The sequence below is a fragment of the Pseudomonas sp. FP818 genome, from assembly GCF_030687335.1.
GTDB classification, from domain to species: Bacteria; Pseudomonadota; Gammaproteobacteria; order Pseudomonadales; family Pseudomonadaceae; genus Aquipseudomonas; species Aquipseudomonas shahriarae.
On record NZ_CP117427.1, the window covers coordinates 5,766,923 to 5,781,021 of the forward strand.

Genomic DNA, 14,099 nt, shown 5'->3' on the forward strand with positions numbered 1-14,099 from the left:
CTATACAACCAACGGTCAAGACCGCTGACCGCTCGCTGCGAGCAATTCCTTCAAAATCGTTGCCGGGTCGGCTCGCTGTTGTTTGCGATAGTTGCCGACATGGCGAACGAATAACGTCGCGCGTGTCACCAGGCTTTTGCCCAGTACCGGCTTGCGCTCCAACTCTTGCTGGATCCGTTGAAACTGCGCCTGGATCACCGCATCGGTGTAGCGCGTGCCGGTGGCCAGGTTGTCGATATAGATCGCCACTGCGCCGTCGAGCGCGCTGCGGCCATTGGCGATGGCCGTGGCGAACAACTGCGCGCTGGCCTCGTCCTTGGCGTCCAGGGACTGCTGGCGACTCTTCTGCAGATTGATCAGGCGGATGTTGTAGTTATTGATGGTCTCGGCCACCAGGGCGGCAGACTGGATCAGGTTGCCAGCCGCCTCCTCGCGCTGCTGGGCGATCAGCGACACGTTGCGCTTGAGCTCTTCGTTGACCAGCCCCAGCTTGGCCTGCAGCCGTGGGTCGACGCTGGCGGCGATGATGCTGTCCAGGCGCTTGGTCGGGTCCTGGGCGTCGTCGATAGCGTCGGTCAGCGCGGCCAGGCGCCCCTCTTTCTGCCACTGCGCGAACAGTTCGTTGTAGCGTGAGCGCGGTGCCGACAGCGCGCCAATCGCCACCCTGAAGCCCGTGGTCTCGTTGCTTTGCTCCGTGCCATCGGCGCCGAACAGCGGGTATTCGCGGCGCATGCCGCTGAACAGCGTGCCCTCGCCCTCCAGGTAGTTGCCGCCCTTGACGATAAAGCCGCCGTAGGTGCCCTGGCGGCGCCCGGCGTGAACCAGCTGGAACGACTCCTGGACCATCTCCGCGGCGTTGCCGATCACATCGAACATGCCGATGGGGTTCGGTAACTTGGTACCGATAGGCATCAGCCGCGCCGCCTGGCCGGTGCCGCCGGCGACCTGGTTGAACACCGCCCAATCGCCCAGCGGGCCGTCGCTGTCGCTGCCCTCGATACGCCGGGGGAACAAGCGGCCTTCCAGATCCTGGCGGCTCACTGCCTGGCCGCCGCGCGCGGCGAACTCCCATTCCACTTCGGTAGGCAGCCGCACAAACCCCAGGCCGCCATCTTGCGCCGAAGCACCGCGGCCACTGACCGGCAGCAAGTCGCGGTGATATTTCATCAACCAGGCGCTGTAGACCGCCGAGAAACGCTCGGCTTCAAAGCGCGACAGCTTGACCTTGGGCAAGCGCCCGGCCATGCCCTCAGGCACCTCGCACGCTGGCGCCGGCTCACCACTGGCCAGGGACTGGGCCTGGGACATGACCTGCGCGTACTGGCGCGCGGTGACTTCGTACTTGCCGATAAAGTAGAGCATCGGCTTGAGCGGGGTCTTGGCGTCGGTCTTGGGCATCAGCGGCGCAATGACCTTGTTCCAGCCCTTGGGCAAATCCTTGAGGGTGAATTGGCCGTTGATAAAATCGCGGCGATAACCCGAGATAAACGACTGCTTGTAGCCCGCCTCGCCTTCGCTGAACGGGTAGCCGAGGCTGACCTCTCGGTCGTCCAGGGTGCCCTGGGCCAGGACATAGGCGTAGCGGAACACCATGTTGCCCTCACACGGCAGCGGCAGGCTGACGTCATCGGCCAACGGCTTGGGGTTGTCGAGCTTATCGCTTGCCTCGTCGGCCCAGGCCACAGTGGCCAGGCTCAGCGCCACGGCGGCGCCCAATAACTTATACATCTCTGATGCCCTCAGAAGCCTGGATACGCGCGACCCGCCACCCCCCACACACGGCCGCCACGGCGCTGACGCCGAGCACCGCGACCAGGGCCAGGGCGTAATGCCGCGCCAACAGGTGGCTGGCGTATTCGCCCGGCACCTGCACGAATAATTGATTCAAACCCGCCTCGGCCAGGCCATACAGCCCGGCGCTGAGCACAGCGGCCAACCCCGCGCTGTAGAGCGCCTGCAGCGTCACGAACAACAACAGCGCGCCAGTGGAAACCCCCAACAGGCGCAACACCGATAACTCCCGGCGCTTGCGTGCGACAGCGGCCAACGCCCCGGCGAAAATCGCCGCAAATGCCCCCGCCAAGGCCAGGCCGGCGATGATCCAGAACACAATCGCCAAGTTGCGACTCAGCGACTGCACCTGGGCGATGCTCAGCGCCTGGGTCGAGACCAACAGGTTCTGCGCGGCGAAATACAGCCGTAGCGGCTCAACATCGGTAAGGCTGCGTGCATATAAACGAAACGCCGGATACACCCGCTGCTCGCTCACGCCCACCGCGTCACCCTCCCAGCCCAGCGCCGACACCGCACGGCCATCGCGGTAGTCTTCCGCCGCTTCCAGCAGGCTCAAGTCGGCAAACAAACCGTCCCGCGCAAACGCCTCCAGGGGCAGCACGGCCACCACCTGCAACCGTGCATCCCGGGCCTCGACGCGCCCGGCCACTTGCCGCGCAAAGCGGGTTTGCAGCCAATCTCCCGGCCGCGCCGCCAGCTTCTCGGCGGCGGTGTGGCTCAGCACGATCTGCTCCAGGCCCGCCGGGATAGGCAAACCGCCCAGCAACGGATCACCCGGCGCGGTGGGCAGCATCTCCAGGGTCAACGTGCCCACCTGGGCCGTGGCCGCAATCTGCCGCGTGCGCGGGATGGCAAACGCCACATCGCTGCGCTGGCCAAGTTGCTCGACAAAGGCGCGACTGAACCGCCCGCCGCCCAACGGGATGATTTCGCGGGTCGCCGGGTCATTCTCCAAGCGCTCGGTCAAGCTGCTGACCAGTCCGAATTTCAGGCCGAACAACACCAGCAACGGCGCGATCACCGCCACCAGCGCCAACACCGAACAGGCCGACAGCCAGCCATCGTTGCGGTAATCCTGCCAAGCGAGGGAAGCCAACAGAGGGATACGCATCAACACGCCTCCCCGAGAGTCGCCGTGACGCCACCGTCGCTGTCGCGCTGGCAACTGATGCGCCGCACCTGCAAGCCACTGGCGCGGGCCAGGGGCTCGTCATGGGTGGCGATCACGCAGGCGGCGCGGTGCTCACGGGCCTGGGTCAGCAGCGCCTGCATCACGCGCTCGGCATTGAGGGGATCCAGGGACGCAGTCGGCTCATCGGCCAGCACCAATTGCGGGGCATGGGCCAGGGCACGGGCGCAACTGACGCGCTGGCGCTGACCCACCGACAACGCGCCAGGCTTCTTGGCCAACTGGTCGCTGATTTGCAACTGCGCAGCCAGCCGCGCCACGCTGCCATCGTCCTTCAGGCCCAACAGCTGCCGGGACAGGGCGATATTGCTGCGCACATCGAGAAAGCCCAGCAGGCCACCGGTCTGCAGCACGTAACCAAGATGCCGGCTGCGCAACCCGGCCAACGTGGATTGCTGATTGGCCCGCCACAGCCCGCCGATATCCAACTGGTTGAATTCAAAACGGCCCACCTGATCAGGTGCCAGGACCAACGCCAGCAGATCGAGCAAGGTGCTTTTGCCGCAACCGCTCGGCCCGACAATCGCCAACTGTTCACCTGCACCCAGGTGCAGTGCCGGGATCACCAGGCTATAGCGCTGGCTACCGAGGCCCCGGTTCTTGTGCACCGCGCTCAGGTTCAGCATCACGGCAGCGTCGACAGTGGCACGCGGTACAACGCATCGCCCGGTTCGGCATCACCGAAACGGACCCAGTTGGCCACGTCGTTATGGAAGGTTTCATAGAGGCGGATCTTCGAATCCAGCTCGTCGATAAAGTCTTCCTGTTCGGCCACGCTCAATGACAGCCACAGGTCCTGGGTCATGTTCAGCGACTTGCTGCGGTACGGCAGGCCTTCCAGGTATTCACCCAGAATGCCGCCGTCGGCGAGGTTGCCACCCTTGCGCAGGGCCTGCGGGTCGCGGCTCATGTAGGCCGAGGCGCTGGCGATTTCCTGGAAGAAATCCCTGGGCGAAGTCTGGGTCTTGCGTGCCGCATCGACGATCAATTTCAGCGATTGCTGCAAATCGTTGAGCTGCAGTTTGGTCAGCATCACGCAGACCTGGAACGCCGGCAGTGCCGGGTTGGTCAGGTCGCGGTCGGCAGTCCAGGCGCTGACCAGTTGCGGCGCCTGGCTCGCGCCTTTGTGGCCGAGGAAGTCCATGTGCATGGCATAGCCGACGGCGGCGGATTTATCCGCCAGGCTCGGCGCGCTGCTGAGCAACGGCACCGGCTGCGGGGTATTGCTGCGCACTTGATGCACCAGGTTGGCGAACACCGTGCCGATCTCATCGACCCGCTCGCCCAGCTTGCGTACATCACCGCCCGGCACTGCCGTGTACAGATCGCCGATCCGTGGGTTGGCGTCGGCGGTCAGGATGCGGTACTGGGATTCGGCGCCGCCATGGGTTTTCTTGCCGGCGTCGGTGCGCAGGTGCAGGGCATAGATCTTGATCTGCTTGCCCAGCGCCGCCTGGCGCACTTCGGCTTCGTTCATCTGGGTCGCGGCAAACGGGTCGTTCTTGCGCAGGGCCCCGGCATCGGTCACCAGCAGGATCAGGCGCCCGCCATAGCCGGACCAATCCATGCCTTCCACCGCCTGCATCACCCCGGCAAACGCATCTTCATTAAACGAGTGGCTGGAGACGGTGGAGGCTTTGACCTGCCGCGCCATATCCAGAAACCGCTGGGGGTCGCGGCCCTGGTCGAGGGTGATCAGGGTCTTGGCCACGTACTCCAGGCCCGGGGTTTTCTTCACGCTGCTGCGAAAGCCGACCATGCCAAAGCTGACGCTGTCCAACTCGCCGCGCTCGGCAATGCGGATTTGCAGTTCATGGACCACATCGCGCACCTGGTCGATATACGGCTGCATCGACACCGTGGTATCCACCACCAGCACCACGGCGGTGCGGAATGCATCGGCATTCGCATTGATCAGCGGGGTGGCCGGCTTGGCGGCGGCAGTGCCGGGGTCGATGGACGCCACATTGAGCAACTGCACCGGCTGGCCATTCTCGTCGAAGCTCTCTTTGGCATCGAAGATCGGCAACAGGTAGAACTGGTTCTGCGGCACGGCACTGGCTGTGGGCTCCAGGGCCAGGACCTGTAGATTGTCCTCAGGGTTTTTCTGCGCCTTGAGCAGCAGGTTTTTCGCGGCGGCCGGGTCAGCCAGGAGCTTTTCCACCTCGCCAGGCTGGCGCAGGAACATCACCGGTGCCCGCCCCGAACGCTCAGTGAACTTGAGCACCAGGCTCTGCTTCCAGTCGCTGACTTGCGCGGCCGGCAACCAACCGTCACTGCGCCCGTCGGTGGCGGCGCCAATGCGCAGCCATGGGCTGCCGTCGACATCTTTGCGCTGGTACACATAAAGCACCGAGAACGCGGGCAAGGCCTTACCCGGTGCGCCGCCCGCCTCGCTGGAGAGCTTGGCGCCGGGCTTGCTCAGGACGCGCTGGAACAGGGTTTTCTTGCCGGCCATCAGCAAGGGGCGCTGGCCGCCGTCGCTATCAGCGGCCAGCGGTTTAACCGCAGCCGGCGTAGCGGGCACGACCGCAGCAGGCGGCGGCGCAGGGGCGTCGTCACTCAGCCACCAGTAACTGGCGCCACCGATGGCCAGCGCGACCGCCACGGCCACGGCGGCCAATGCCAGGACCGGGCCACGCCGCTGCTCGGACTCCGCGCGATGCTGCGTGGGGCTCACCACCGGCTGGCGCACCGGTTGCGGTTGCGGTTGCGGCGCGGCATTGGGAATTTCGATGGACACCGGGGTCAACCCGGCCAGATCCTGACCGGCCGACATCACGGCGGGGCGAATCAAGGTCGCCTCCAAGGCCTCTTTCGGCGCCTCCAGGGGCAACCGATCCAGAGCCAGCAGCAGCGCGGCGGCATCCGGGAAACGCTGCGCCGGATCCTTGGCCAGGAGTTTTTTCAGCACCTCTTGATAACGGCCATGGTGCAGCGGCAGTTCCGGCAAGGGCTCGGTCAGGTGCGCCAGGGCGGTGGAGAGTGCATCGGTGCCGTTGTAAGGCAGCTTGCCGACGAGGATTTCGTAGAGCACCACCCCGAGGGCGTACAGGTCGGCGCGGCCGTCGATTTCCTGGCCCCGCGCCTGCTCCGGGCTCATGTAGCTGGGGGTGCCCACGGCAAACCCGGCCTGGGTGAACTGGGTGCGGTCATCCAGGGACTTGGCGATCCCGAAGTCCGACAGCACCGCCGTGCCATCGGCACGAAACAGGATGTTCGCCGGCTTGACGTCGCGGTGCACCAAACCCTGGGCGTGGGCGTAACCCAGGGCCGAGGCAATCTGGCGGATATACACCAGCCCCTGCTCCGGCGTCAGGCCGGCGGCGATGCGCTCCTTGAGCGTGCCATTGGGCAGGTATTCCATGGCCATGTAATACAGCTCGCCGACATTGCCGATGTCGTGGATGGTCACGGTGTGCGGGTGCGACAGCCGCGCCAGGGTCTTGCCCTCGCGCAGGAAACGCTCGCAGAAACTCGGGTCGGCAGCCAGCGCGGCGGCCATGACTTTCAACGCCACCTTGCGCTCCAGCGACCGCTGGGTCGCCAGGTACACGCTGGCCATGGCGCCTTCGCCGATTTCGCCGTCGATGTCGTAGCCGGGGATGATCAGGGTCATGGCGACACCTTCACGACGAGGGTGGTGATGTTGTCGGGCGCACCGCGATTGAGCCCCAGGTGCACCAGGCTGCGGGCGATTTCGTCAGGCTCGGCATGGCTCAGCACGTCACGGATTTCGTGGTCTTCGACGGTCTTGTTCAGGCCATCGCTGCACAGCAGGTAGCTGTCACCGGGGGCGATCAACAGGTCGACCACCGACAGCTCCAATTGCGCCTCCACACCAATGGCGCGGGTGACGATATTGGCCCGCGGATGCACCCGCGCATCGGCTTCGCTGAGCAGGCCGCTGTCCTGCAGGTCCTGCACGTAGCTGTGGTCGCGGGAGATGCGCTCCAACTCGCCATCGCGCAGGCGATACAAGCGGCTGTCGCCGGCCCACAGGCACACACCGCGCAGGCCGCGTGCGGCCAGCACCACCACGGTGCTGCCCATCATGGTCACGCCACGGTTGGCGGTTTCTTCACGTACGGCCGCGTTGACCCGGGTCAGCTCGGTGCGCAGCGCCGCCGTATATTCGTCCAGGGACCGCCCCACGGGCAGGCCGCGCAGGCTGTCGACGATCAGGCTGCTGACATAGTCGCCGGCCGCGTGCCCGCCCATGCCGTCGGCCACCACCCACAGGCGGTTTTCCGGGAGGTCCAGGCACGCGTCTTCATTGACCTGGCGCACCATGCCCACATGGCTTTTGCTCGCGGATTTGTACGTCGACCCCATCTACACCACACCTTCTTGTCCGAGCAGAAATTGCGCAAAATCGCCGGCAGCAGGCAAACCCTGGCACCGTAATAAACCGGGGGAAATACGTTGCGAACCACGCCCCCACCACAGGCTGGCGCCTTCGCAGGCCTGTTCGGCAAGGGCGGTCATACGCCCATGGGGCACGGTGGCGGCGACCCGTTGCAGGCTGGCGAAGCGACTGTCCAGGGCACGCGGTTCACTGGCCGGCAAGCCCAGGCGGTCAACGCCGTGGTTAAACCCTTCGAACGTGGCGCCGGGCTGCAGGGTGCTGAGCAACAGCTCCTCGATCTGTTCGAACCAGGCATCCGGGCCACCCACCAGGGACGCCGGATTGGTGTCGTGATCCAACAAGGCGACCACCGCCAGCGGGAAATACCGCCCGACCCGATCAATGCTCGGCATCACGACACCCGCCGCCGCATCCGGCCCGCACACCCCCGGCGCCAGCACGAAACGCCACAGCGGGCTGACCAGGTACGCGTTGAGCCAGTTGTCGCCCAGGCTGTGCTGGCTGGCGAGCAAACCGGCAGCCAGCCAACTGTCCCAGGGGCCGATAAAGCTCTGGGGCAAGGCACGGCTGACAAAGTCCCCGCGACTGGCCAACTTGCCGTAGAACCCCAGGGTGGTCATAACCGCTCCGGCAGGCTGAAGCCACTGAGCACCCGGCTCTTGAACGGGTTGAAGGCGCTGTTGGCACGCAATTCATAGGCGATGCTCGCGCCGTCGACCCGCAGACGCAGGTTGAAGCGGTCCGGCGAATTGCCGGCAGAAAGCTCCGATTGCTCTAACAGGCGGAACCACGCCCATGGGCCATCCAGGGTGACGCCGGAGCGACCGCTGGCCGATGGCGGCATGATCGAGATACGCACCCCGCCACTGCTGCCGGGATTCGGCCATTGCATCGCCACCGGCCGGCTCGGGCCGTGGTCGTAGCTCAGTTGCTGGCCGTCCAGGTCAAGCAGGAACTGGGTGATGGTCGCGTCCATCGCCACCGGCTTGAGCTCGAAACGCACGATGGGCTGCGTGCCCCCCGTGCGAAAGAACGCATCCCGAATAGTCGCCGCGCGCTGGAAGGTTTGCAGCACGCCCGGCGCGATACCGAGCTTCTGCGCCGCACCCGGCTGCCAGCGCCAGGTCTGCGCGGAGGTATCGACGTAGGGTTGCAGGTATTTGCGGAAGTAGTTGTCCATCACCCCGCCCACCCCGAAGAACTGGCCGAAGTCGTCCAGGGTGGCGTCCCGAGCACTGCCGGGGGACATCGGGTAGCGCCCGGCCAGGGACTGGCGATACACATTCACCACTTCACTGACCCAGGCCGCGTTCAGTTGATTGCGCACCCCGCCCATCATGCTGTTGGTGGTGGAGTTGACCACCGACTTGACCATGCCCTGTACCAGCGGCGGCTGGCGTTCAGCATTCAGGCTGACCCGGGTGGCGGCCGCTGCGGCCTGGTTCTTGGCTTCGCCGAGCAAGGCATCGCCACTGGCGCCGACCATGGCGCTGACCTGCACATACAGCGCATTCATATCCGCCAGCAGGCCGTCGATGGCCGCCGGCTCGCCTTCGTTCTTGGCGACGATGCTGTTGAGTTCGGCAAAGTGCGCGGTCACCGGGTCTTCCGTGAGGGCCGGTGCACTGGCCGTCGGTTGGGCCTCGCCGAGCAGGCTGCCGAGGCGCTCCTTGAGCTTGTCGACACCACCTTCCACCGGCACGCCCTTGGCCGCCAATTGGCGTTCTTCAGCTTGCAGGTCGGTTTCCTTGGCCACCGCCACCAGCAGCTTTTTCAGCGGCGAGGTCGGCCCGGAGATCACCCGCAACACGTCCGCCGCCTGGGCCACGCTGGTGATGGGCACAAAGTCGATATCCGCCAGCAAGGCGTCCCACTGGCGCTGATAGTCCTGGAAGTACAGGCGTCGCACGTCGGCGGCAAGGCTCGCCACATTCTGTTGATCTGCCGGCGCCTGGCCAAATACCCATTGCTCTTCGGCCAGGGTCCCGGCCTGATTCAGGCTGGTCAGCAAAAAGCCCTGGCGATAGCCCTTGGCGGTAAACAAGCCACTCAACGGCTCGCCCAGCGGCTTGCCACTTTTGCGGCTGAACACCAGCGCAGCATCCCGCCCAGCGGCTTCGTTGATGCGGAAGTCGGTCACGCCGTCGGGCAGTTTCTGGCGCTTGACGCGGTCGTACACACGCTGGGCCACCGGCAGTTGTTGCAGTTGCCGGCGCAAGTCGTCGATCAGCCGTGGGTCGAGGCGCGCATTCGGCGGATGGCGGTCGAACAGCGCCTGCAGGTGAGCGCTGAGGGCCTGGCGCTGATCGGCGGGCAGGTCGCGCGGCAGGTTGCGGTCCCAGTCCAGGGCGATCCAGGCCTTGATAAAGTCCGGGTCGTAATGCTCGCTGTCCGCCAGCATCAGGTAGGCCTTCAAGCCTTCGTAGAGGAAATCGGAACTGCCACCACCGTGCAGTTGCTCTTCGATGCGCGTCACCAGGCGCGGGGCGAACACCGCGATCAGCAGCTTGCGGTAGACACTGGCAGATTCGGCTTCGAGCATGTCGCCCTGATACAGGCCCAGGCCCTCGGACCAGCTTGGCGAATCGCCCGCCAGGTTCTTAACCGCGTTGAGCAGCGGCAACACCGCCAGCACATCACGCTGTGCCGGGCTCAGGCTCTGCACGGCCTGGCCCAGTGGCGCGACCTTGTGGTCAACCTGGGCGATATACGCCTGGTTGGCGCGATAACTCAGCCACCACAGGCTGCTGACCACCAGCACCAGCGCAACCGTCGCGGCGAGCACGCCACGGGCGACCCATTTGCGGCGGCGCTCGACCTTCGGGTTGACCCCCACCAGGCCACGCTCGGCAAAGGCCACGGCGCTGAACAGTTTCTCGATGAAGTAGCTGCGCCCAGTACCGCTCTGGCGCGCCAGGTGCTGACGGTCGAGGTTCATGCTCTGGGCCATGGCGCCGATCAGTCGGTCAATCGGGCTGCCTTCCTGGGTGCCGCTGGTGAAATAGACGCCGCGCAGCAGCACGCGCTCTTCAAAGGCATTGGGCTTGAACACGCCCTCGAGGAAGCTTTGCAGGCAATCCTTCAGCGCACCGAATTGCTGCGGGAAGCCATAGATCAGGTCGCGCCGCGCCGGGTCGCGCTCCTGTTGCAGGCGTTCCACCAGGCGCTCGTTGAGGCGCTGCTCCAGGCCGGCGAATTCGCTTTGCAGATGGGCCAGGGGGCTGTCGCTGTGCTTGCCGTCGTCCAGGGCAAAGGTCATGCCCCACACCTGGGCGCGATCTTCCTTGCTCAGGTTGTCGAAAAACTCCATGAAACCCGGCACCAGATCGAGCTTGGTGAGCATCAGGTAAATCGGGAAACGCACGCCCAACTGGGTGTACAACTCCTGGATGCGCAGGCGGATTGCGGCAGCGTGGGCGGCACGCTCGGCGTCAGTGCCCAGCAGCAGGTCCGACAGGCTGATGGCGATAAAAGCGCCATCAATCGGGCGGCGGGCGCGCTGCTTTTTCAGCAGGTCGAGGAAGCCCAGCCAGGCGGCTTTATCCACCGTGGAGTTGCTGTCCTGGGTGGTGTAGCGCCCGGCGGTGTCCAGCAGCACCGCTTGATCGGTAAACCACCAATCGCAGTTACGTGTACCGCCCACGCCGCGCACCGCACCGGCACCCAACTGGGCAGCCAGGGGGAAGTGCAACCCGGAGTTGACCAGCGCGGTGGTCTTGCCTGAGCCCGGCGGGCCGATGATCACGTACCACGGCAACTCATAGAGGTTGCGCCGTTCGTCACCGCCCAACTTGGCCTTTTTCAACAGCGCGAGGGCTTCGTCCATGCGTTGGCGCAGGGTGGCCAACTCTTCGGCAGTGGCGACACTGTTGGGGTCGGCCGGGGTTTCGGCGGCCAGGCTGCGCATCACTTCGGCGGCCTGACGGCGCGTCTGGATGATGCGAAACACGCGGTAGGCAATCCACACCGCGAAGACCAGGATGATCAAGGCCCAGCGCCGGCCTTCCGGCACCAGCACGTCGAGCAACGGCCCGACAAACCAGATGATCAGGCCCAGGGCAATCAGGCCCAGCACGGGGATCACCCAGCGAATCATGAAACTGAAAAACGCCTTCACTCGACGCCCTCCGCCAATACGGTGATTTCAACCCGACGATTGCGGGCACGGCCTTCGGCTGTGGCGTTGGTCGCCACCGGCTCGGTGTCGCTGCGGCCCTCGGCGCTGAAGCGCTCGCCCTGGCCGGTCTTGGCCGCGAGGATTTCCAGCACCGACTTGGCCCGCGCCTCGGACAAGGCCCAGTTGGACGGGAAGCGCAGGGTAGCAATCGGCCGATTGTCGCTGTGCCCGGTCACCCGCACCTGGCCCTTGACCTTGCGGATGGCGTCGGCGATGCGCAGCATCAGGGGTTGGTAGTCATCGACAATGCTGGAGCTGGCCGAGGCGAACAGTTCATCGCCACGGATCGTCACCACGGAGCGGTCGACGGCATCTTCCACCGCGACCCGGCCCGCCTTGATGTCCTCCACCAGAAAGCCCGCCAGGCGTGGGCGCTCGATGATTTTCGGCTGCGCCACCGGGCGGTCGATGGCCTGCACCGGGATTTCCCCCAATGCATGGATGTTCTTGAACACCGGCTCGGCATCCGACGCCAGTTTCAGGCGCAAGCCAAACAGTAGGGCCAGCAGCAAAGCCAGGCCGATGGCCACGGCGATCCACGGCGGCATGAATTGCGCCAGGCGATCGCGGGCCACGGTCACGCCGCGCCAATGGGGCGACAGCTCGCGCTCATGCTCGCCACGGGCACTGCGAATCGCCGCCGCCGTGCGTTCGCGCAGGGCTTCGAGCTGGCTGCGGCCGTCGTTCATTACCCGGTAGCGGCCTTCGAAACCCAGGCACATGCACAGGTACAACAGCTCCAGCAGATACAGGCGTTCGCGCGGGCTTTGCAGGCAGTGGTCCAGCAGTTGGAAGACCTTTTCGCCGCCCCAGGCTTCGTTGTGCACGGTGATCAGCAGGCTCTGCTTGCCCCAGTCACTGGCGCTGCCCCAAGGCGTGCTCAGCACCGCTTCATCGAGGGCGGTGCACAGCGCGTAGCGGGCCAACAGCACTTCGTTGCGGGCCACGCCGGCCGCCTCGGCGCGTTCTTCGAACTGGCGCAGGTAGGCCAGCAACTGCGCGCGCAGGCTTGAGGGTGCGGGATGGGCGATGGTATTGCGCAGGCGCGTCAGCAGTGCCAGCAAGGGGCCGGCGGCGCTTTCCAGCGGGTTGAGGCCCTGGCTTTTGCCGGTGAGGATCGGCGCCGCCGGCATCGACAAAGGCGCTGGTTCTGCGCGGGCAGGCTCCGGCGCTCGGCCACCCGGACGCGGCATGAACTGGGTGCGGTCGTCATCATTGGGATGCATCGCGGATTATCCTCGGATCGCCCAGAAGGCCAGGTTCAAGCCCGGGAACTGCCCGGCGATATGGAAGGCGAAGCCGCCGGAGTGAATCAGTTGCTGCCAATGCTCACTGCCGCGATCCAGCTCGTAGTAGGTGGAGCCCGCGTGGTAAGGGATTTGCCGTGGCGCCACCGGCAACGGCAGCAGGCCGATGCCCGGCAGTTGCAGGTTGACCAGGTCGCGGATGTGCTCCACCGAGCCGACCTTGCTCTGCTGGCCGAAGCGCGCACGCAGGGTTTCGCCCGGGACATCGGCACGCACCACAAGGATGAAGCTGGCGCTGTCGATCAGGGTTTTGTCCGCCAGCATCGCCACATGCACGCCATAGGCTTTTTCGACAATCGGGATAGGCGTGGCCTTGCTGTCGATCAGCATCGACAGCGCCTCGCGCAGGGCCTGCATCACCGGGGCGAAGCTGAGGGCCAGGTCGTCATGCTGGTAGCGCGGGTATTCCTCGGGGCGCCGCCCCGAGGTGGAGAAGGTCGAGAACTCGCCGGCCAGGCTTACCAGTTCACTGAACAAACGCTCTGGGTGCAGCGGGCTCGACTGGCTCAGGTGCTGGATCAGCGGCTGGGCGCGATTGACCAGTTGCAGCAGCATGAAGTCGGCAATCTCCGAGGCGCCACCGGCACCCGAGGCCACCACCCGCCCGGCCAGGGCTTCGCCGCGCTGGTGCAACAGGCCCAGCAGTTCGCTGCGAAACGCCGTCAGCGGCTTGCTCGCGGCCACATCGAGCACCGGCGGGATGTAGCTGTCATCCAGCACCAGGGCGCGGTCGGCGCGTTTTTCCTTGATGCGCACCAGGCCGATGGCGGCGTAGTCGCTGATGCCATCGGCGGCGGTCAGCAAGCGCAAGGCACGGGAGCCGACGGCCACCGGTGCGCGGTTCTCGAAGGGTGCGTTGTCATCCCGCACCTCGCGCACCTGGCTCAGGTAACGCGCAGCGCCCAGGGGCTCGCCTTCGTCGACCGTATCGCGGGCACCGGCACGCTTGAGGGGCAAGGCCAGGTACACCAGGCCGTCACGCAGGTTGTCGTCGATGTTCAGCGGGCTCGGCGCCAGGTCATCCTGGGGGATATTGAACGGCGTGCCATCGGGCAACAGGCCACGGGCCGAGACAATGGCCAGCTTGCCCTGGGCCAGCAGGCCCTGGTCGATCAGCAGTTCGGAAAACCCCCAGGCGCCGGCCGACAGCGGGCGGCTGCGGGCATCAATCAGGTTTTCCAGGTAACGGTCATGCTGCTGGAAGTGCTGCGTTCCGATGAACATGCCTTCCGACCAGACCACGCGATTGTTCCAGGACATGGG

At 65.6% G+C, this 14,099-nt stretch carries 9 protein-coding genes; all 9 read right to left on the reverse strand.

The window, feature by feature from the left end:
* Positions 1 to 15 precede the first annotated feature (15 nt).
* From PSH80_RS26440 to tssK, 9 genes are read right to left on the reverse strand one after another with little or no spacing between them, the layout of a single operon-like run.
* On the reverse strand, positions 16 to 1,728 hold the full coding sequence (locus PSH80_RS26440; protein ID WP_305418682.1) for an SUMF1/EgtB/PvdO family nonheme iron enzyme: 1,713 nt from the start codon (positions 1,726 to 1,728) through the stop codon (positions 16 to 18).
* Positions 1,721 to 2,905: an ABC transporter permease gene (locus PSH80_RS26445; protein WP_200656020.1), complete on the reverse strand. Its 1,185-nt coding sequence runs from the start codon at positions 2,903 to 2,905 to the stop codon at positions 1,721 to 1,723. The genes PSH80_RS26440 and PSH80_RS26445 overlap by 8 nt, the downstream gene beginning before the upstream one ends.
* On the reverse strand, positions 2,905 to 3,609 hold the full coding sequence (locus PSH80_RS26450; protein WP_057961015.1) for an ABC transporter ATP-binding protein: 705 nt from the start codon (positions 3,607 to 3,609) through the stop codon (positions 2,905 to 2,907). Before PSH80_RS26450 ends, PSH80_RS26445 begins: the two co-directional genes overlap by 1 nt.
* Positions 3,609 to 6,602: a serine/threonine-protein kinase gene (locus PSH80_RS26455; RefSeq protein WP_305418683.1), complete on the reverse strand. Its 2,994-nt coding sequence runs from the start codon at positions 6,600 to 6,602 to the stop codon at positions 3,609 to 3,611. The genes PSH80_RS26450 and PSH80_RS26455 overlap by 1 nt, the downstream gene beginning before the upstream one ends.
* Complete coding sequence (locus PSH80_RS26460) at positions 6,599 to 7,318, reverse strand: PP2C family serine/threonine-protein phosphatase (protein WP_057440523.1); 720 nt, start codon at positions 7,316 to 7,318, stop codon at positions 6,599 to 6,601. The genes PSH80_RS26455 and PSH80_RS26460 overlap by 4 nt, the downstream gene beginning before the upstream one ends.
* Positions 7,319 to 7,972: a type VI secretion system-associated protein TagF gene (gene tagF / locus PSH80_RS26465; protein ID WP_057961017.1), complete on the reverse strand. Its 654-nt coding sequence runs from the start codon at positions 7,970 to 7,972 to the stop codon at positions 7,319 to 7,321.
* On the reverse strand, positions 7,969 to 11,469 hold the full coding sequence (tssM, locus tag PSH80_RS26470) for a type VI secretion system membrane subunit TssM (protein ID WP_305418684.1): 3,501 nt from the start codon (positions 11,467 to 11,469) through the stop codon (positions 7,969 to 7,971). Before tssM ends, tagF begins: the two co-directional genes overlap by 4 nt.
* A complete protein-coding gene (locus PSH80_RS26475; RefSeq protein WP_032856783.1) occupies positions 11,466 to 12,755 on the reverse strand; it encodes a DotU family type VI secretion system protein in 1,290 nt (429 codons plus the stop codon). The genes tssM and PSH80_RS26475 overlap by 4 nt, the downstream gene beginning before the upstream one ends.
* A gap of 6 nt (positions 12,756 to 12,761) precedes the next feature.
* Complete coding sequence (gene tssK, locus PSH80_RS26480) at positions 12,762 to 14,096, reverse strand: type VI secretion system baseplate subunit TssK (RefSeq protein ID WP_057961019.1); 1,335 nt, start codon at positions 14,094 to 14,096, stop codon at positions 12,762 to 12,764.
* Positions 14,097 to 14,099: the final 3 nt, after the last annotated feature.